Origin of the sequence: Polaribacter sp. Asnod1-A03 (genome assembly GCF_045063585.1) — a bacterium.
Lineage (GTDB): Bacteria > Bacteroidota > Bacteroidia > Flavobacteriales > Flavobacteriaceae > Polaribacter.
The window spans coordinates 287,089-307,714 of sequence record NZ_JBEFOE010000009.1; the positions used below are offsets into that span (position 1 = coordinate 287,089).

Consider the following 20,626-nt stretch of genomic DNA (forward strand, 5'->3'; position numbering starts at 1 on the left):
CTATCCCTCATGCTTAAAAATTAATAAGTCATGAAAATAAAGGCATTTTTGTTACTAATAGTATTTAATTTTTCTCCTTTTTTTATAATTGCACAAAGTTTAGAATATAGTGGGCCTAATTATTTCGACATTACAGAATTAGAGTTTGCAGGGGTAACAAATGGAATTACTTCATATGAAAGAACTCCGAACGGAATGGCATTTGGAGATGGAGGAACTAAATTTTATACTGTTGGAGAGAGTGGTGATTTTATAAGCCAATTTAATTTAACTACTCCTTACGATTTATCTACAATGTCGCATTTAGATAAATATTATTATTTAGCTTCTGGAGTAGAAAGATTAGCCCAAGATATAACCTTTAACTTGTCAGGGTCTAAAATGTATATTACAGGAGACTTTGGTAATCATATTATAGAGTTTGATTTGGGCATAAACTGGGATGTCTCTTCAGCTATAGTTAACGATATTTTTGATATTTCTGAAGCTATATTTTCATATAACGGATCTTCGGCAACAAGACCTAATGGCATTACTTTTAACAATGACGGATCTAAATTATATGTTTTAGAAAGAGATACAGATAAGATTTACCAATTTAATTTAAGCCCTGCTTATGATGTTTCTTCTGCAAGTACAGGAGTGGTAGCAGAATTAGATGTTTCTACTCAAGAGTCCAATCCAAGAGGAATTGCATTTAATAATGATGGAAGTGAATTGTATGTGATTGGTATGGCTGGTGATGATATAAACATCTATACTTTTTCATCAGGGAATGAATATAATTTAACTTCTGCTACATATTCAACAAAATACTCCATAAAAGATAATGAAACAGAGCCTCAAGAAGTTATTTTTGATGATATAGGTTCTAAATTTTATGTAATTGGAACAGATGGGATGGATGTTGATGAATATAGTTTATCTATTAATTTTGATTTTACGTCTGCTGTAACTTATATAGATAGTTATAAAATAGAAACAATAGAAATAACAATACATGATGTTCTTTTTAATATTGATGGTACCAAGATGTATGTTGCAGGAGATGCTTTAAATTCGGTATCTCAATTTTCTTTATCGATTCCGTTTGATATTTCTACAATAGTATTTGAAGATGCTTTATTTATAGGGAGTCAAGAAACTTTTATTAGAGGCATACAATTTAATAATGTTGGAGATAAGTTTTATGTTGTAGGTTCTCATTCTGATGATATTGAAGAATATACCGTTTCTACACCATTTGATTTGTCGTCAAATGTTAGTCATTTAGGTAGTTATGATGTTAATAATGACGATTCAAATCCATCAAGTTTTACTTTTAATAACGACGGTAGTTTGTTATTTATGCTAGGAAATAACACAAATAGAATAATTGTATATTCACTTTCTACTAATTACGACTTGTCAGGTATTGCATCTGGACCTATAGGTAGTTTTTCTGTTGATATTGATGATAATGCTCCTACAGGTTTGGCGTTTAAAAACGATGGAACAAAATTTTTTGTAACAGGAGATGAAAATAATAAAGTTTATGAATATACACTCATTACACCTTTTGACTTATTAACAAGAACACCTACTTTAACAAACGAATATTTAATATCTTCAAATGAGAATAGGGTAACAGGAATCACTTTTGATGATATAGGTTCTAAATTATATATAGTTGGTTTAGAGAATGATAATGTAAATGAATTCAATTTAAAGAAAGGATTCCTTCATGAAGAGTCTACAACAAATAATGGAACAATAAGTACTTCCAATCAATTAACTGTAACTATAACAGGAGAAGTTTTTGCAGATATTGATGGAGATAATTTACTGGATGAAGATACCCAATTCTCAATTACCAATTTACCAGAAGGATTAACACCTATTTTTACATTGTCTAATGGAAATACTATAGCAACACTTTCTTTTAACGGAGTAGCTAAATCTCACTTAGAAGTAGATGATGTTAACGATTTGGTATTTAATTTTACAAATGCAGCTTTTTCTTCTTCAACAGCATCTAGCGTAAATAATGCCGTTGGGTTTTCTGATTTTGTAGGTGTAAATTTTATAAATTGTTATGATGATATTATTTATAATGAAAGTTGGTCTGGAGGAAGTGGAACTAACGGAGAACCGACAATAGCAGATACAACTAAAGGAGTTCTTATTAAATCTGATGTTACTTTAATTGAAAATGTAGATTGTTTTTGCTTAAATGTAGAAACAGGAAACACTTTATCTGTGGCAACAGATTTAGAATTAAATATTTCTGGTTCGTTAGAATTAATAGGAGATTTAAGACTTTTAGGTAGCTCTCAATTAAAACAAACACATACAGGAACTAGAAATATTTCTGGAGATGGAAATTTATTTAAAGACGTAAAAAGTGAATTAAGTTCTATATATGATTCGGGTTATTTTACATCTCCAGTAACTACAAATGGAGAAACTTATAATATAAAAGGAGTTTTAAAAGATGGGACAATACCATTAACTACTACAGGGGTTCCTTCTGACATAACTTTTACAAATGATTTTGATGGAGATTACACAACATCCCCAATTACATTAAGTAATTATTGGTTGTCAACCTATATAAGTGATGATGAATGGAATATAGGAATTGATCCTTCTACAGAATTATTAAATCCTGGAGTTGGTTTTAATTTTAAAAGTACAGGAAATTCAAATGGACAAAATTATACTTTTGTAGGTAAACCAAACGACGGAGAGTATATGCATGTTATAGATGCTTATGGGAGCGGAACTTATAGTTTATTAGGTAACCCATATTCTTCACCAATTAATGCAGATACATTTATTTCTGATAATATTACAAGTGTAAATAGCATAGAAGGTACATTGTATTTTTATCAATCTTCTGCATCATCTCATAAATCTAGTGATTATGCTGGTGGTTATGCAACTCGTGTAATCGGTTTAGGCACAGCTGCATCAGAATTTGGTGGTTCAGGAAAAATACCAGGACAAAATATTGGTATAGCGCAAAGTTTTTTTGTAAAAGCATCTACAACAGGTGGTTCAATTACTTTTAATAATTCACAACGAGTGTTTGATGTATTTAAAACTGATACAGAATTTTTTAGTAAAAGTAATCAGGTTAAAGAAGAAAAGAGTTTTCCTATTTTAAGATTAGGTTTCGAAACACAAATAGATGAAGACTTATATCATAGAAATGTAGCAATTGGTTTTAGAGGTCTTACAAATAAGTATGAAAATGGTTTTGAGGCAGAAATGTTGGATTATAAATCTACGGACCTAGCATTAATAATAGAAGATAGTAGCTCTCCGTTTGTAATTACAGGAATAGAAAATTTTAATCAATCTTTAATAATTCCCTTAAAAGTAAGAACAGATATTACCAGAGATGTTACTTTTAAAATAGACGAATCAAATTTAGAAACAGATGTTTATCTGTTTGATGCTGTTACAGAAAAATATTATAATTTAACTTTATCAGCTAAAACATTAAGTTTAGCAGTAGGGGATTATAATAATCGTTTTTTTATAACCTTTATAAGTAAAACTTTAAACAATTCTGACTTTATTAACTCTGAAGAGATTTTAATTTTTAATGATGATAAAGAAATTATAATTAAATCTTCTTCTATTTTAGTAAATGAAGTAGTTGTTTTTAACCTTTTAGGCAAAGAAATAACTAGAAAAATAAATATTGAAAATACCTTAGAATTAAGGCTAATGGGTGCAAGTTTAAAAACAGGTGTTTTTATAGTAAAAGCCAAAACAGATAAAGGAATTATTACTAAAAAAATTATTATCAACTAGACTTCATATTTAATTTTCTAATTGTAAATTTGCAAAATAATGAGGAAACTAAAAGAACGTTGGGGAATAGAAAGTAATTGGTCTTTAATAGCCATTTTTATTGTTTTTGCAATAAATGGCTCATTTTCTGCTTGGGTAGCAAAACCTATTACTAGTTTTTTAGGTCTATCTCCAGATTCTATTAATCCGTTAATTTATTGGCCGCTAAGAATTCTTTTAATATTTCCTATTTATCAACTTACTTTACCTATTGTTGGTTGGTTGTTTGGGCAATTTAAATTCTTTTGGGCTTTTGAAAAAAAGTTTTTAAGTAGAGTAGGACTTGGGTTTCTTTTTAAAAATGAAAATTAATTCTCAATTGTTTTAGTCTTTACTTTATTTCCATCTTCTTTATTAAAGACATATGTATAAAACCACATAATTGTAAATGTTGGTATTACATCAGAAAAAGGGATAATTTCTTCTAGAAAACTTACAATACCTGCAATTTTTCCTTTACTACCTTTGTACATTTTAGTCATTAAATAACCAGATATTGGAGCCCAAAAAATATCTATGGGAATAATAGTTAAGTAACCAATAACATCTAAAATAATGCTTAAAATTAATTTTTTGTATTTTTTATTCATATTTTATTTATGTTGAATATATCAAAATTCTTGCCAAAAAATATTTATTTGTTTTAGAAAATGATAAGTTTGTTTAAAGTAACTATTAAGAATGAATTTTAAAGAATTTCAATTAAAAATAAATAAATTTAAAAAAGGAAAGTTAGGCGGTTTAAAAGCTCAGTTTAAAATGGCTCCAAAGCTTCGACTAAAATATAACGAAGAACAAATAATAAAAAATAAGCCTAGAAAAGCAGCAATATTGGCTTTATTTTATCCTAATGATAACGAAAAAACTTGTATTCTTTTAACCAAAAGAGCTAGTTATAAAGGTACACATTCTTCGCAAATAAGTTTTCCTGGTGGTAAATTAGATGTTTTAGATAAAAGTTTAAAAAATACAGCTTTAAGAGAAACTTTCGAAGAAGTAGGTGTTTTAGAGTCTTCAGTTAAAATAATTAGAGAGCTAACAGATGTTTATATTCCGCCAAGTAATTTTTTAGTAACTCCTTTTTTAGGTGTTGTAAAACAAAGACCAAATTTTATCTTAAATTATGAAGTTGATACAATAATTGAAGTTTTATTAGATGATCTAATGCACGATAATAGTCTTAGTTCTGTTAAAATGAATACATCTTATATGAAGAATATAGAAGTACCTTGCTTTAAATTAAATAATTACGTTGTTTGGGGGGCTACGGCTATGATGTTGTCGGAAATTAAAGAACTTCTAAAAGACTAACTTCTTAAATGTTTTTGTAAATTTGTATAAACTAGTTTAAAACAAATTTAGAATGCCTTTATTAAAAAGGAATCCATTTGGTCATATTTTAGTATTAAAAAAATGGCTAATTAGAATTTTTGGAATTATTTCTCACGGAAGATATCGCAAATTTAATGACCTTCAGATTGAAGGATCAGAACATCTAAGAAACTTACCAGATTCTGGAGTTTTATTTATCTCTAATCATCAAACTTATTTTGCAGATGTAGCTGCCATGTTTCATGTCTTTAATGCTTCTTTAAGTGGTAGAGATGATACAATTAAAAATATAGGATATATATGGAACCCTAAATTAAACGTATACTTTGTTGCAGCAGGAGAAACAATGAGAGCAGGAATATTACCTAAGATTTTTGCTTATATGGGTTCTGTTTCTATTGAAAGAACATGGAGAAGTGGAGGCAAAGACGTAAAAAGACAAGTAAAAAATTCTGATATATCTAATATTGGAAAAGCAATAAATGACGGTTGGGTAATTACATTTCCGCAAGGAACAACAACACCTTTTAAACCAATTAGAAGAGGTACAGCTCATATTATAAAAACATATAAACCTGTTGTAGTGCCAATTGTTATTGATGGTTTTAGACGTTCTTTTGATAAAAAAGGATTACGTATAAAAAAACGTAATGTTTTACAATCTATGGTAATTAAAGAGCCATTAAAAATTGATTATGAGAATGATGATATTTCTGATATTGTTAATATGATTGAATATGCAATAGAACAGCATCCTTCTTTCTTAAAAGTTTTATCTGTAAAAGAATTAGAAGAATTAACTAAAGAAGAAGAAGAACTAAATAAACAAAGAAATTTTTGGAGTTAATAAACTAACTTCTTACATCTAACAAATAAAAAAGCCTTATCAATTTTGATAAGGCTTTTTTTATATATAAATAATTAAAGATTAACGTTCTCTACGTTTTCTTCCGAATCCGCCAGATTTTCTATCACCTCCAGTATTTTTTGGTCTATCAGAAGAAGAACGTCTTTCAGACCTTCCTCCACCATCATCACTTCTTCTAGAAGAACCTTCAGAGCTTCTACGTCTTCCAAATCCTCCATCTTTCTTACCAAAAGGTTTTTTTCCTCCTCTTCTTCGTCCACCACCAGAACGATCTTTCTTTGTAATTTCTACATTTACAGATCTCCCATCAAAATCAGGTTGATTACTAGAAAAAGCTTCTAAAGTTTGGTCTTCGAAATTTTTGTCAATTTCAAAGAAAGAAAAAGTATCTAAAATATCGATAGCTCCAATTTCGATCTTATCACCAATGTTTTGATCATTTATTAAACCAATTAATTTAGCTGGATTTAAGCTATCTTTTCTTCCAATATTGATAAAGAAACGAGTCATATTATCATCGGTAGTTCTCGCTCTAGAATTATCTCTTGAAGATAAATCGTTTAAATCTTTTGCGTTTTCATAGTACTTTAACATGGTGTTAAACTCTAATGAAACAAACTTTTGAATTAATTCTTCTCTGTTTAAACTTTCTAATTTCTCATAAATGCTTGGTAAAAATTCGTTAATTTCAGATTCGTTTACCTCAGTAGCTTGTACTTTATCAATTAAATTCATTAATTGATTTTGAACAATTTCTTTACCTGTAGGAACTTTCGTTTCTACAAATTTCTTTTTAATAATTCTTTCTATTTGGCGTAATTTTCCTTTTTCTTTTCCATTTACCAAAACGATAGAAATACCTTTGTTACCAGCTCTACCAGTTCTACCACTTCTGTGTGTGTAGTTTTCTATTTGATCTGGTAATTTATGGTTTAATACGTGTGTTAATTCGGTAACATCCAATCCACGAGCGGCAACATCTGTTGCTACTAAAATTTGAATTGTTTTCTTACGGAATTTACCCATAACAGAATCTCTTTGTCCTTGAGATAAATCTCCATGTAAAGAATCTGCACTGTAACCATCTTTAATTAAATTGTCTGCAACTTCTTGCGTTTCTCTACGAGTTCTACAAAAAATGATTGCATAAATATCTGGATTTAAATCTGCAATTCTTTTTAAAGCAGGGTAACGTGTTCTTTCTGTAACAGAATAATACTCATGACTTACATTATCGGAACCTTGGTTCTTTTCGCCAGAAGTAATTTCTACTGGTTTTGTCATGTAATTTCTTGCAATTGCTTCTACTTCTCTAGGAAAAGTTGCAGAAAATAATAATGTTTGTTTTGTTTCTGGTGTAGCTTCTAAGACTTTATCTAATTCGTCTTTAAAACCCATATTTAACATCTCGTCAGCTTCATCTAAAACTAACCATTGTACGTTACCTAATTTTAAAGCTCTTCTGTTAATTAAATCTACAGTTCTACCTGGAGTACCAACTACAATTTGAGAACCTCTTTTTAAAGATCTAATTTGATCTTCCATACTAGAACCACCATAAACAGTAGTTACTTTTACGTCTTTAAGATATTTACAAAAGTCTTTAATATTATTACCAATCTGAACAGCAAGCTCTCTAGTAGGTGATAAAATAATTGCTTGTACATTGCTGTTGTTTGGATCTAAAAGTTCTAAGATTGGCAAACTAAAAGCAGCTGTTTTACCTGTACCTGTTTGTGCAAATGCTTTTAAATCATCTGTTGAAGAAATAATTTGTGGGATTGCTTTTTCTTGAATAACGGTTGGTTTTTCGTAACCTAAATCCGTCAATGCTCTGTTAATCGGTTCTTTTAAACCTAATTCTAAAAATGTTGACATTACTGTGTTTTTTTGGATTCACAGAACGCCTACCTGTAAACCCGATTATAAATTCGACCTGATTATTAGTGAGTTAGACTCAAAATAAAAATCGTGCAAATATACAATAAATTTATTGAATGAGAGTAAACTATTAGTCTTTAGCTAATTCTTTTAATTGTTTGAATATTTTATTAGAAGAAATTGAGGCATATCCATTTGTAACAATACCTTTTTTATTGATTATTATAGCACGTGGCATCTTACTTGTTAAGAAGTTGTTAGCTTTACTTTCTTTATTAATATAGTATTGTGTTTTTATATTTAATTTTTTGAGTTTATCATTATTACTATGGTTAGTTTTAATAATAATAAATTCAATTTCAGGAAATTTTCTATTCAAATAATTCATTCTAGAAGATATGTATAAAGGAGAAGAATGTTCTGGATTCCAAAAAAATAAGAAAGCATTTTTACCTTTTATAACTCTTTTAATAGAATGTTCTTGGTTATCGAAATCAGTAATTATAAAATCAAAGATTTTTTCATTTTTAAGAACATACTTACTATCGTCTAAAAGTTTTTTAAGATGATCTTTGTCTTGTTTGTTTTGTGATAATTTAAAATACTCATCAAAAACCTTTTCATTTACATCGCAATTAGATTTTTTATAAAAATGCTCTATAACAGTTTGTTTTAAAATTGCATCTTTAGAAGCAGAAGAATTAATTTTATTATTAGTTGTGTTTAATAAGTCAATAGTAAACTTAGAAGAATACTCGTTAACCATAGGTTTATGCCCTAGAGAATACGTTGTATTGTATAAGAAATTACTTATATATTTAGAGTAAGGATAATAATACATTAATGTATCATTATTTATATCAACAAATTTTCTATGCTTATAAAAGTTAGCATTTGTGTTAGGAAACTCTTTGTTTTTGGTGTATTTAGAATGTGCAATAGGGTATTTTTCTATTCTTGCATAGATAGGATAAGTAAGAGCAACTTTTAAAAATGATTTATAACCACTTGTTTCCTCAGTATGATTGGCTAGATAATTGTTATAAGTTTTAAGCTTTAAATTTAAAAGAGAGTCTGTTTTTTTTTGAAAATTAGTAGGATTCAATTTGTTATATGCATAAAACATCTTACCATCTTTTTCCCCTTCAATAAAACAATCTATTAAAACATTATTTCTTTCAGCTCCTTTACCTACAAAAACCAGAGATTCATCAAAATCCCAAGAATTTAAACGAAGCATTAAACTATCATTAGGTTCAATGTATATATATTGATTTTCTACCCCGTGTTTAAAATAATATAAACCTTCTCTTGCATTTTTAATCTTACCAATAAATTTATTTTTTTTATTCAAGAAAAAAGTATCTACAACTTTTTCCATAGAATATAAAATAACGTAATTAGATTTAGGATTAATAATTTTACCACCAAAGTAGGTAGTTGTGTTTTTAGAATTAGAATTACATGAAAATAAAAAAGTAATTGTAATTAATAAAAAGAAACGAAATAGATATTTAATCATATAGTTTATGGCTCAATACTAGTAGTACAAAGTTAGAGATTCATAGATGTTATAGTTGTTAATTGATTGTTAAAATAGTTCTAAAAATAGTCATAAAAGTAGATTTTTAATTAATTTAAAAGGGTTTGTAATCAAGTACGAAAAGACAAATGGAATTTGTACTTTTGCAGAAATTAAAAATATTATAGTAGTATGTTATCAGTTTCTAACTTATCTGTTCAATTTGGTAAAAGAGTTTTGTTCGATGATGTAAATACGAAGTTTCAAACAGGAAATTGTTATGGAATTATCGGTGCAAATGGGGCAGGGAAATCCACTTTCTTAAAAATTATTTCTGGAGTACAAGAACCAACTTCTGGACAAGTACATTTAGAAAAAGGAAAAAGAATGTCTGTGTTAACACAAGACCATTATGCTTTTGATGAGTATCCAGTTTTAGAGACAGTTGTAAGAGGAAATAAAGAGCTATTTAAAATTAAAAAACAAATAGACGATTTATATGCTGATTATACGGATGAAAATGCAGAGAAAATAGGTGAATTACAAATCATTTTTGAAGAAATGAATGGTTGGAATGCAGATTCTGATGCTGCTGCCATGTTATCTAATTTAGGTATTTCGGAAGAGTTACATTACACGCTAATGAAAGATTTAGATGGTAAACAAAAAGTACGTGTGTTAATTGCACAAGCTCTTTTTGGTAATCCTGATGTATTAATAATGGATGAGCCGACCAATGATTTAGATTTTGAAACCATCGCTTGGTTAGAAAACTTTATTGCAAATTTTGAAAACTGTGTAATTGTAGTATCACATGATAGACACTTTTTAGATGCAGTTTGTACACATATTTCTGATATTGATTACAGTAAAATTAATCACTATTCTGGTAATTATACTTTTTGGTATGAGTCTAGCCAATTAGCAGCAAAACAGAGAGCTCAACAGAATAAAAAAGCAGAAGATAAAAAGAAAGAACTAGAAGAATTTATCCGTCGTTTTTCTGCCAATGTAGCCAAATCTAAACAAGCAACTTCTCGTAAAAAAATGATTGACAAGTTAAATGTTGAAGATATTAAACCGTCAAGTAGACGTTACCCTGCAATTATTTTTGATAGAGATAGAGAAGCCGGAGATCAAATTTTAAATGTAGAAGGTTTATCCAAAGATTTTGAAGGAGAAAAATTATTCAACGACGTTCATATCAATTTAAATAAAGGTGATAAAGTTGCTGTTATTTCTAGAAATTCTAGAGCTGTAACTGCTTTTTATCAGATTATTAATGATAATGAAAAGGCAGATGAAGGTAAATTTTCTTGGGGAGTTACAACTACACAATCTTATTTACCATTAGATAACTCTTCATTTTTTCAAAATGGAGATTTAAATTTAGTAGACTGGTTAAGACAATATGCGCAAACAGAAGAAGAGAGAGAAGAAGTATTCTTAAGAGGATTTTTAGGTAAAATGATTTTTTCTGGAGAAGAAGCTTTAAAGAAAAGTAATGTTTTATCCGGAGGAGAAAAAGTGCGTTGTATGTTGTCTAGAATGATGATGAAAAGAGCTAATATTTTAATATTAGACGAGCCAACAAATCACTTAGATTTAGAGTCGATACAAGCATTAAATAATTCGTTAATTAACTTTAAAGGAACTGTTTTATTTACAACTCATGATCATGAGTTTGCAAATACAGTTGCTAATAGAATTATAGAGTTAACACCAAAAGGGGTAATTGATAGATATTCTACTTTTGATGATTATTTATCTGATCCTAAAATTAAAGAATTAAGAGATAAAATGTATTCTTAGAATCATTTATTTATATAAAAAAAGGAAGCTAATTTTAGCTTCCTTTTTTTTGTTTCTTTATAGTTTTATATTTCTATTTCTTATGTAAAGGACTAATGATTTTTACATCAGAAAAAGAAATAGCACCTCTTACAACACCATCAATAGTTTTCTTTAAAGCTTCTATTAATTGCATTTTTAGTTGAGATTTATGATAAATTAAACTTACCTCTCTTGCAGGTGGCGGATTTTTAAATTCTCTTAAATGTGTTTTATCAACTTCACTTAAATCTAATGTATGTAAATAGGGTAACAAAGTCATACCTAAACCTTCTTTAGAAAGTTTAATTAAAGTATCAAAACTTCCGCTCTCTAATTGAAATCCTTTTTTGTTATCAATTTTATGAGTTCTACATAAATTTATAATATTATCTTTAAAACAATGGCCATCTTCTAATAGCAAAATATCTTCCATTTCTAATTCATCAGAAGAAATTTGTGTTTGTTTAAAAAGTCTATGGTTTTGTGGTACTAAACCTACAAAAGGCTCGTAATACAAAGGTTTTTCTTTAATAGCCTCGTTTTCTAAAGGTGTAGCAGCAAGTGCAGCATCTATATGTCCGTCAGTTAATTTTCTAACAATTTCTTCTGTAGTTAATTCCTCTATAATCAACTTTACCTTAGGATATTTTTTTGTGAAATTTTGTAAAAACATTGGTAGTAATGTCGGCATAATAGTTGGTATAATACCTAACTTAAATTCACCTCCAATATATCCTTTTTGTTGATGTACAATATCTAAAATTCTATTACTTTCATCTACAATTACCTTGGCTTGTTCAACAATTTTTTCTCCAACTTGTGTTAATTCAATTGGTTTTTTAGATCTATTAAAGATTTTTACTTGAAGTTGGTCTTCTAATTTCTGTATTTGCATACTTAAAGTAGGTTGAGTAACAAAGCTATGTTCCGCTGCTACAGTGAAGTTTTTGTACTCTGCTACAGATAAAACATATTTTAATTGTGTAATTGTCATTTTTATAAAAATTTCTGATAAAGATATTAAAAGTATCAATTAAAATTATTGAAAAAACCATTAATTTTCCATTAAATTTGATTAATCAAAAAGATAGAAAAAATGAACAAAACAATATTAGGTTTAGACAAAAAAGAAACAGCTAATTTAGTTACAGAATTAAATGGTTTGTTGGCTAATTTTCAAATATATTATCAAAATTTAAGAGGTTTACATTGGAATATTAAAGGGAAAAATTTTTTTGAATTACATGTAAAGTTCGAAGAGTTTTATACAGATTCTCAAATTAAAATAGATGAAATAGCAGAGCGTATTTTAACATTACAAGGTAAACCATTACACACTTTTACAGATTATTTAGAAAGAGCATCTGTAGCAGTTGGTAAAGATATATCTAACGATGTAGAAGGAGTAGAGTTGGTTGTAAGTTCTTTATCAGAATTATTAAAAATAGAAAGAACAATTTTAGATATTTCTGATGAAGCAGATGATGAGGGTACAAACTCTATGATGAGTGATTTTATAGCAGAACAAGAAAAAACAATTTGGATGTTAAATTCTTGGTTAGGAAAATAAGCAATTGAATATAGAGTAAAAAAAGGGAAACTTAATGTTTCCCTTTTTTTATTTTAAGAGATAAGATAAACCAATTTCGTAACCAACAATATTAAATCCGTTGTTAGGTTTTTGAGTATCAAAATTAGAAACATGCCCAATATTACTACCAATATATAAAAATGTCTTTTTTGTGGTCTGATAAGATAAACCTAAAGAGCCATTTTCTATAAACGTAAAACCTTTTGCTAAACGTTCTGTTCTTTTACTAATAGACGCAACACCTAAACCAATAGTTGCTTGAAAATCTAACTTCGTTAAAATTTTCTTTTTTAAAATAAAACCCAATTCAAAAGCATATAGATGCATGTCTTTTAGTTGTGTAAATTCCGTTCTTTTTTCTTCATAATTTTCTTCACTTTCTAAGACAAAATATTTGTTAAATAATTGATGTTTTAAAGTTTGTACTTGTGGTTGAACACTAATTTCAAAGTCTAATTTTTTCCAAGTACCTAACTTGTAAAAAAACTGAGCTTTATAACTATTTGTAGCATATAAATAGTTATCATCATCAAATAAAAAATTATTGTCTTGGGCTTTATTATAAAGGAAACCAATTTTATAAGGATTAAAAATACCAAACTTTTTATCTTGACTTAAAATTATGGAAGTAGTAAATATTAAGAAAACTAAAATTATTTTTTTCATACAAAAATTAAGAAAACATTTTGGCAACTTTTTCAGCTTTTCTATGATTGGAGTAGTCATAAAAGCCCTCGCCAGATTTTACGCCTAATTTACCTGCCATAACCATGTTAACTAGTAAAGGGCAAGGTGCATATTTAGGGTTTTTATAACCTTTGTACAGCACATTTAAAATAGATAAACAAACATCTAAACCAATAAAATCTGCCAATTGTAAAGGTCCCATAGGGTGTGCCATACCTAACTTCATTACTGTATCAATTTCCTCTACACCAGCAACATTATTGTATAAAGTTTCTATAGATTCGTTTATCATTGGCATCAAAATTCTGTTAGCCACAAAACCAGGATAATCATTCACTTGTACAGGTGTTTTTTCTAATTTTTTAGAAAGTAACACAATTGTTTCCACCACTTCATTAGAAGTGTTGTAACCTTTAATAATTTCTACCAATTTCATTACCGGTACAGGATTCATAAAATGCATACCAATCACTTTTTCTGGCCTTTTTGTTACAGCAGCAATTTCTGTAATAGAAATAGAAGAAGTATTTGTGGCAAGAATTGTTTCTGTATTACAAATGGTATCTAGCTCTTTAAATATTTTAGTTTTTAAAGCTACATTTTCGGTAGCAGCTTCAACTACTAAATCAACATTTTTAACACCAGTTTCAATAGAGGTAAACCTAGTTATATTTTTTAAAGTTACTGTTTTTTCAGATTCAGAAATCTTTTGTTTAGTAACCATTCTGTCTAAATTTTTAGAAATAGTTGCCAATCCTGTTTTTAGAGAAGCCTTAGAAATATCAATTAAATTAACCTTATAATTAAATTGAGCAAATGTATGTGCTATTCCGTTACCCATTGTACCTGCTCCAATAACTGCTACATTTTTCATAATTTAAAGTTTAATTTTTATTTGGGTGCTCCTTAAAGGTCGGGCTTTTTATGTCAATTTTAATGCTTCTATTTATTGTTTCACTACAAAATAAACCCAAAATTAACATAAAAAGGATTTTCATTTCAATCCCTAACGCAATTACTTGCTAAATTTAATCTCTTTTAAATGAATTGACTGTCAATTAAAAACAGTCAATAATCATTTGAGCAACTTTTAAAGCTTCTGTACCTTGTCTTAAAGTTACTATTGGTTTTGTATTGGTATTAATAGCGTCTGCAAAAGTTTCTAATTCATCTAAAATAGCATTGTTGTTTTCTACAGCTGGATTTTCAAAATAAATTTGTTTTTTAACACCTTCTGCATTTTGTAAAATCATAGCAAATTCATCTGGATTTTCCGGAACATCTTTCATTCTTACAACTTCAGATTCTTTACTTAAAAAGTTAACAGAAATATATGCGTCTTTTTGAAAGAAACGAGATTTACGCATGTTTTTCATAGAAATTCTACTTGCAGTTAAGTTAGCAACACAACCGTTTTCGAACTCAATTCTTGCATTAGCAATATCCGGAGTATCAGAAATAACAGCAACACCACTTGCGTGTACATTTTTTACCTCAGAATTAACAACAGAAAGAATAATATCAATATCATGTATCATTAAATCTAATACAACAGGCACATCTGTACCCCTTGGATTAAATTCTGCCAATCTGTGGCATTCTATAAACATTGGGTTTTCAATCTTGTCTTTAATCGCTGTAAAAGCAGGGTTAAATCGTTCTACATGACCAACTTGACCCAAAACGTGATGTTGGCTAGCCAATGTTTTTATTGCTTCTGCTTGTATAACAGTTTTTGTAATTGGTTTTTCTACAAAAATATGACGCCCTTTTTCGATGGCTAATTTTGCACAATCAAAATGAGATAAAGTAGGTGTTACAATGTCTACAACTTCTACAGCATCTATTAAGGATTCTATAGAATCAAAAGAAGTATAACCAAATTCTTCTGCAACTTTTTTTGCATTTTCTTTAGAAGGATCAAAAAAACCAACTAACTGGTATTTTTCTGATTGTTTTAATAAACGTAAATGTATTTTTCCTAAGTGACCTGCACCTAACACTCCAACTTTAAGCATATATTGTATTTTACGTCTTTTTTATGAATCAAGAATAATAATTTAATTTTACCTAAATCTATTTTTTATTACTTGCTTTTATTGCAAAAAGTTCATTTTTAAGACATTGATTTATTTTTTCTGATTTAAAAATCAGCCAAAAACAAAGATACAATTTTATGCTTATTTATATGGATTTATTACTATTTTTAGGCTCCGTAAAACTTTAAAAATTGAGAGATACTTCTAAACACCAAGGTCTTAGAAATCAACTTGCTAATGTGTTAAAAGCAAAAGGAATTATTGATGAAAATGTATTGAATGCAGTACGTAAAATTCCTAGACATCTATTTATAGATAGTAGTTTTGAGTCTCATGCTTATCAAGATAAAGCATTTCCTATTGCAGCAGAACAAACAATTTCTATGCCTTACACAGTTGCTTTTCAGTCGCAAACTTTAGAGGTGAAAAATACAGATAAAGTTTTAGAAATAGGTACAGGTTCTGGTTACCAAACAGCAGTTTTGTTAGAACTAAAAGCAGAAGTATATTCTATAGAAAGACAAAGAGAATTGTTTAAAAAAACATCTCTTTTTTTACCAAAGTTAGGTTATAATCCTAAAAGATTTATTTTTGGTGATGGTTATAAAGGTTTGCCCGAACAAGCTCCTTTTGATAAAATTATTGTTACTGCTGGTGCACCTTATGTACCAAACCCATTGTTAGCACAATTAAAAATAGGAGGTAAATTATTAATACCTGTTGGCAATAAAAAACAAATAATGACACTATTTGTTAGAAAATCTGCTAAAGAATTTGAAAAACACGAATTAGGAGATTTTGCTTTTGTACCAATGTTAGAAGAAAAAAACTAAGAACCTTTTTTTATATTTCCTAAAGAACCATTTTTAGTAGGAGTCAATTCAAACGTAAATTCAGGTTGTAATTCTTCTACATTTCTATGAGAAACAAAAAGGATTGATGTGTTACTTTCTTTGGCTATTTTATTAATTAAACCGGCTACAATTGTAGTTCCTTTTTCATCTAAATTGGTTAAAGGTTCATCTAGAATTAATAAAGGCGGATGTTTAATCATTGCTCTTGCAATTAAAACCAATCTTTGTTTAGCAGTAGATAAATCTTGAAAAGAACTGTTTTTTAAATCTAATAAAAGCATCCATTCTTTAGCAACTTTTACTTGTAAGGTGGTGGGTGTTTGGTATAAACCAATACTATCAAAAAAGCCTGATATCAGCATTTGTTCTACAGATACTTTTCTTTTAAATAGTTCTAAAATAGAAGGACTAAAATATCCTATTTTCTCTTTAATTTCCCAAACACTTTCTCCAGAACCTTTTTTATTACCAAATAAATAAACTTCTTGTCCGTATGCTTTTACATTGTTACCATAAATCATTGATAAAATGGTTGTTTTACCAGAACCATTTGGGCCTATTAACTGCCAAAATACATTTTTATTTATGGTCCAATTTATATTGTTTAAAATACATTTTTCATCATAACTAACGTTTACATTTTGTAAGGATACTAGTTGATCTGATATATTTTTATAAAAAGTAATTGGTTTAGGTATTGTTCCGTTAAAAACAAAATTATTTTCTTTAAAAGTATATTCACCTAGAGGAGTATTAGCAATAATTTTATCATTTTTAATTTCTAAAATATGAGTTGCTACTGGTAAAATTTCATCCTTTCTATTAAAAATTTGAATAAGAGTTATAGAAGAAGATAGCTTAATCAGTAACTTTTCTAAATTAGATACAGAAGAAATATCTAAACTTTCAAACGGACTGTCTAAAATTAAAAAATCTGGTTTTTGTGTAATTAAATAATTTAATAAAGCCTTTTTTTGCTCTCCGCTAGACAAGGTTCTTATACTTCTATTTTCTTTAGTAGTTAAGGTGTTTTTATTGTATTTTTCTTCTTTGTCAATAAATTTTTCTAAAATACTATCAGAAAATAAAAGACCTTTTTTTGCAGTTAAATTAGGTAAAGAAGATGTGCCTTTTAAAAAACTTTCTACCAATTTAGTATTAGTAGAAAGTGCTTTTTTATTAATTACATAATGGGTATTCTCCATAGATTTTAAATAGTTTTATTGAACTCTTTCCCAATAAGCAGTTTTACCAATTAAAGCAAAACCTAAGTAGCCTCTAATTTTTAATTTATTAGGGTTTTCTAACTTAATGTAGCATTTATAAACTTTACCACTTCTGGGGTCAATAATTTTTCCTCCAGACCACTCATCACCATCTTTTTCTAAACCAGATAAAATGTTTAAGCCTAAAATTGGTTTGTCTTTATTTTCTCCTTCACACAAATTACAAATTGCTTTTTTTCTCTCAGGGTTTGTTATGTCTATAATTTTAGCAAAAGCAACACCTTCTTTTTTATAAACTTCTATAACAGAATCAACTTTACCTGTTTCTTCATTTCTAGAATTCCATTTCCCGAAAATGGTTTGTGCGTTTATAGAAATTGTAATTATAAATAGTAATGCTGTTAAAATTGTTTTTCTCATATTTTTAAAATTTAATTATTATAATTAGGGTAGTATTTTAAGCTTCAAAATCATTTCCCCATTTTCCTTGTACTCGTAAAACTTGTTCTATAATGTCTCTAACACAACCTTCTCCACCTTTTTTATCAGAAATGTATTTGGCAACACTTTGTATTTCTCTAACAGCATCGTTTGGGCAACAAGGTAAACCTACTTGTTCCATTACAGGATAATCAGGTAAATCATCACCCATATACATTATACATTCCGGATCTAAATTGTACTTTTCTACCAACTCATTGTATTGTTTTGTTTTATTATGTGCACCTAAATAAATATCTGAGATACCTAAATTGGCTAAACGAGTTCTAACACCTTCGTTTTTTCCACCAGAAATAATAAAGATATTTAAACCATTATTTAAAGCTGTTTTTAAGGCAAAACCATCTTTAACATTCATATGTCTAACCAATTCTCCATCTGGCATAATTGTTAACATTCCGTTTGTGAGAACACCATCAACATCAAAAATTAAAGTATTTATTTTAGGTAATAATTGTTTGTAACTAATTTCCATTTTGGATTGATTTTGTTAAAATTTTATAGATTTCTTGTTGTTCTGTACTTAATAACCCTAAGTGACTTTTTATTGTTTTTTCATCGTTTCTTATTGCCGGACCAGTTTGTGCTTCTTTTGGTGATAATGTTGCTATTTTAGATGCAGTTTCTTTTATTAAAGGTTGTAAAATATCAAAAGGAACTTTATTTTCTTTACAAATATCACTGCCAATTTTATACATGTGATTGGTAAAGTTGTTTACAAAAACAGCCGAAACGTGTAATGATTTTCTTTGTTTAGAATTTATTTCATAAATATTTTCACCAATAGATTTTGCTAATTTATTTAGTAGTTTTTGGTCTTCTAAATTGGTAGCTTCTAAACAAAAAGGAACCTTCTTAAAATCGACTTCTTTTCCTTTAGAAAAAGTTTGTAACATATAAAAAACACCTTTTCTATTTTTGTTTTTTAATTCGTCTATAGAACAAGCTCCAGAAGTATGAACAACTAAATTATTATTAACTTTAGCAGAAACTTCTGAAATAGCATCATCAGAAACAGCGATGATTGTTACATTTGCATCTGGTATATTTTCTAAGTTTCTAGAACTAATTTGTGTAACTTCAATAGTATCAGCTTTTAAAAAAACATCATGTAAATGCGAAGCAACATTTCCTTTTCCGATAAGTAAAACAGATATCATTTAACGAAGATATTGTTTTTTTTATTGGATTGCATAAGGATTTATTAAATTAGCAAACGTAAAATGATAGAAATGAAAAAATCAAAAAAAATAGGAATAAATACAACTTGCGTTCACGTTGGTGAGGTAAAAGACGAACAATTTAAAGGAGCAGTTTCTCCTATTTATCCTGCAACTTCTTATGCTTTTGATGGAGTAGATATAAAACGTTATCCACGTTATTTTAATACACCGAATCAAGAAATGTTACACAAAAAAATTGCAGCTTTAGAAAAAACTGAAGATGCTTTAATTTTTGGTTCTGGTATGGCAGCAATTTCTGCGGCATTATTTGCTTTTTTACAAAAAGGAGATCATGTGGTTATACAACAAGTAATTTATGGAGGAACTTATAATTTTATAGTCTCTGAGTTTGATAAATATGGAATAGAATACTCTTTTACCGAGTCTGATAAATTGGAAGATTTTAAACCTTTAATCAAACAAAATACAAAGATTTTATACATAGAAACACCTTCTAATCCGTTGTTAGGAATTACTGATATGAAAGCAATTGCTGCTTTGGTCAAAGAGTATAAAATTCTTACAATGATTGATAACACGTTTGCTTCTCCAATCAATCAAAACCCAACAGACTTTGGTATTGATATTATCTTACATTCTGCAACGAAATATATGGGAGGTCATTCTGATATTTCTGCAGGAGCAATTGCAGCATCAAAAGAGCATATTGAGCAAATTTGGAAAACAGCAATTAATTTTGGTGGAAATTTAAGTGATCAAACAGTTTGGTTGTTAGAAAGAAGTTTAAAAACATTGAATTTACGTGTAAAAGAACAGACTAAAAATGCGCAAAAAATGGCAGAATTTTTAGAAAGTAATATGGATATTGATACGGTTTATTATCCTGGTTTAAAAAGTCATCCACAATACAAATTAGCTAAAAAACAAATGAAAGGTTTTGGGGCAATGATGTCTTTTGAGTTATCAAGAGGTATTGATGCTATGAAATTTCAGAATAGTTTACAGTTGATAAAGCCTTCTATGAGTTTAGCAGGGTTAGAAAGTACAACGGTTAGCCCTGTACAAACAACGCATGCTTTGTTAAGTGAAGAAGAACGTTTGGCAAGAGGAATTAAAGAGGGGTTAATTCGTTTTTCTGTAGGTATAGAAGAACCAGAAGATCTAATAGAAGATATTTTACAAGCAATAGAAATAGCAAAGAATTAATTAAGATAACTATTAAAGAGTTTTGTTTTTTATGTAAGTAATTACAGAATAATAGACTC

19 protein-coding genes are annotated in these 20,626 nt (G+C 28.3%); 8 read left to right on the forward strand and 11 right to left on the reverse strand.

Annotation, left to right across the window (positions count from 1 at the left end):
• Positions 1-30 precede the first annotated feature (30 nt).
• Both ACJJVY_RS01640 and ACJJVY_RS01645 read left to right on the forward strand, forming a co-directional pair.
• Positions 31-3,804: a beta-propeller fold lactonase family protein gene (locus tag ACJJVY_RS01640; protein ID WP_405604475.1), complete on the forward strand. Its 3,774-nt coding sequence runs from the start codon at positions 31-33 to the stop codon at positions 3,802-3,804.
• Positions 3,805-3,843: 39 nt separating this feature from the next.
• Positions 3,844-4,155, forward strand: a complete 312-nt coding sequence (locus ACJJVY_RS01645) for a DUF6787 family protein (protein ID WP_405604477.1) — start codon at positions 3,844-3,846, stop codon at positions 4,153-4,155.
• Here the strand turns inward: ACJJVY_RS01645 and ACJJVY_RS01650 are convergent.
• Complete coding sequence (locus ACJJVY_RS01650) at positions 4,152-4,433, reverse strand: hypothetical protein (RefSeq protein WP_405604479.1); 282 nt, start codon at positions 4,431-4,433, stop codon at positions 4,152-4,154. The two genes, ACJJVY_RS01645 and ACJJVY_RS01650, sit on opposite strands and share 4 nt — an antisense overlap.
• Before the next feature lie 91 nt (positions 4,434-4,524).
• On the opposite strand from ACJJVY_RS01650, the gene ACJJVY_RS01655 reads away from it, so the two are divergent.
• Together ACJJVY_RS01655 and ACJJVY_RS01660 are read left to right on the forward strand one after the other, a co-directional pair.
• Positions 4,525-5,154: an NUDIX hydrolase gene (locus ACJJVY_RS01655; protein ID WP_405604481.1), complete on the forward strand. Its 630-nt coding sequence runs from the start codon at positions 4,525-4,527 to the stop codon at positions 5,152-5,154.
• A gap of 52 nt (positions 5,155-5,206) precedes the next feature.
• A complete protein-coding gene (locus tag ACJJVY_RS01660) occupies positions 5,207-6,022 on the forward strand; it encodes a lysophospholipid acyltransferase family protein (protein WP_405604483.1) in 816 nt (271 codons plus the stop codon).
• A gap of 81 nt (positions 6,023-6,103) precedes the next feature.
• Here the strand turns inward: ACJJVY_RS01660 and ACJJVY_RS01665 are convergent, their stop codons facing one another.
• Both ACJJVY_RS01665 and ACJJVY_RS01670 read right to left on the reverse strand, forming a co-directional pair.
• Positions 6,104-7,921, reverse strand: a complete 1,818-nt coding sequence (locus ACJJVY_RS01665; RefSeq protein ID WP_405604485.1) for a DEAD/DEAH box helicase — start codon at positions 7,919-7,921, stop codon at positions 6,104-6,106.
• 133 nt (positions 7,922-8,054) lie between these two features.
• Positions 8,055-9,446 carry a hypothetical protein gene (locus ACJJVY_RS01670; protein WP_405604487.1) on the reverse strand — a complete coding sequence of 464 codons (1,392 nt, stop codon included), beginning with the start codon at positions 9,444-9,446 and terminating at the stop codon, positions 8,055-8,057.
• A 192-nt stretch (positions 9,447-9,638) separates the two neighbouring features.
• Between ACJJVY_RS01670 and ACJJVY_RS01675 the strand changes: the two genes are divergently transcribed.
• The gene (locus ACJJVY_RS01675) at positions 9,639-11,258 is read left to right on the forward strand and encodes an ABC-F family ATP-binding cassette domain-containing protein (RefSeq protein ID WP_405604489.1); all 1,620 of its coding nucleotides are present in this window, start codon (positions 9,639-9,641) and stop codon (positions 11,256-11,258) included.
• A gap of 73 nt (positions 11,259-11,331) precedes the next feature.
• Here the strand turns inward: ACJJVY_RS01675 and ACJJVY_RS01680 are convergent, their stop codons facing one another.
• The gene (locus tag ACJJVY_RS01680) at positions 11,332-12,273 is read right to left on the reverse strand and encodes a hydrogen peroxide-inducible genes activator (RefSeq protein WP_405604491.1); all 942 of its coding nucleotides are present in this window, start codon (positions 12,271-12,273) and stop codon (positions 11,332-11,334) included.
• Between the two features lie 102 nt (positions 12,274-12,375).
• Here ACJJVY_RS01680 and ACJJVY_RS01685 point away from each other — a divergent pair, with 102 nt between their 5' ends.
• Positions 12,376-12,849: a Dps family protein gene (locus tag ACJJVY_RS01685; protein WP_405604493.1), complete on the forward strand. Its 474-nt coding sequence runs from the start codon at positions 12,376-12,378 to the stop codon at positions 12,847-12,849.
• A 48-nt stretch (positions 12,850-12,897) separates the two neighbouring features.
• Here the strand turns inward: ACJJVY_RS01685 and ACJJVY_RS01690 are convergent, their stop codons facing one another.
• From ACJJVY_RS01690 to ACJJVY_RS01700, 3 genes are all read right to left on the reverse strand, one after another.
• Entirely contained in the window at positions 12,898-13,536 is a 639-nt protein-coding gene (locus ACJJVY_RS01690; protein ID WP_405604495.1) for an acyloxyacyl hydrolase, read from the reverse strand.
• A 7-nt stretch (positions 13,537-13,543) separates the two neighbouring features.
• Positions 13,544-14,431, reverse strand: a complete 888-nt coding sequence (locus ACJJVY_RS01695) for a 3-hydroxybutyryl-CoA dehydrogenase (RefSeq protein ID WP_405604497.1) — start codon at positions 14,429-14,431, stop codon at positions 13,544-13,546.
• Between the two features lie 184 nt (positions 14,432-14,615).
• Positions 14,616-15,575, reverse strand: a complete 960-nt coding sequence (locus tag ACJJVY_RS01700) for a Gfo/Idh/MocA family protein (RefSeq protein ID WP_405604499.1) — start codon at positions 15,573-15,575, stop codon at positions 14,616-14,618.
• Positions 15,576-15,787: 212 nt separating this feature from the next.
• Between ACJJVY_RS01700 and ACJJVY_RS01705 the strand changes: the two genes are divergently transcribed.
• Positions 15,788-16,429, forward strand: coding sequence for a protein-L-isoaspartate(D-aspartate) O-methyltransferase (locus tag ACJJVY_RS01705; RefSeq protein WP_405604501.1), 642 nt, complete (start codon positions 15,788-15,790; stop codon positions 16,427-16,429).
• On the opposite strand, the gene ACJJVY_RS01710 is transcribed toward ACJJVY_RS01705, so the two are convergent.
• The 4 genes from ACJJVY_RS01710 to ACJJVY_RS01725 are packed head-to-tail and all read right to left on the reverse strand — an operon-like array spanning position 16,426 to position 19,337.
• The gene (locus tag ACJJVY_RS01710; RefSeq protein WP_405604503.1) at positions 16,426-17,655 is read right to left on the reverse strand and encodes an ATP-binding cassette domain-containing protein; all 1,230 of its coding nucleotides are present in this window, start codon (positions 17,653-17,655) and stop codon (positions 16,426-16,428) included. The genes ACJJVY_RS01705 and ACJJVY_RS01710 overlap by 4 nt on opposite strands.
• Positions 17,656-17,670: 15 nt before the next feature.
• Entirely contained in the window at positions 17,671-18,096 is a 426-nt protein-coding gene (locus ACJJVY_RS01715; protein ID WP_405604505.1) for a DUF2147 domain-containing protein, read from the reverse strand.
• Between the two features lie 37 nt (positions 18,097-18,133).
• Positions 18,134-18,652, reverse strand: coding sequence for a KdsC family phosphatase (locus tag ACJJVY_RS01720; RefSeq protein ID WP_405604507.1), 519 nt, complete (start codon positions 18,650-18,652; stop codon positions 18,134-18,136).
• A complete protein-coding gene (locus ACJJVY_RS01725) occupies positions 18,642-19,337 on the reverse strand; it encodes a Rossmann-like and DUF2520 domain-containing protein (RefSeq protein WP_405604509.1) in 696 nt (231 codons plus the stop codon). Before ACJJVY_RS01725 ends, ACJJVY_RS01720 begins: the two co-directional genes overlap by 11 nt.
• A 72-nt stretch (positions 19,338-19,409) precedes the next feature.
• On the opposite strand from ACJJVY_RS01725, the gene ACJJVY_RS01730 reads away from it, so the two are divergent.
• Entirely contained in the window at positions 19,410-20,567 is a 1,158-nt protein-coding gene (locus ACJJVY_RS01730) for a trans-sulfuration enzyme family protein (protein WP_405604511.1), read from the forward strand.
• The last annotated feature ends 59 nt before the right edge of the window (positions 20,568-20,626 follow it).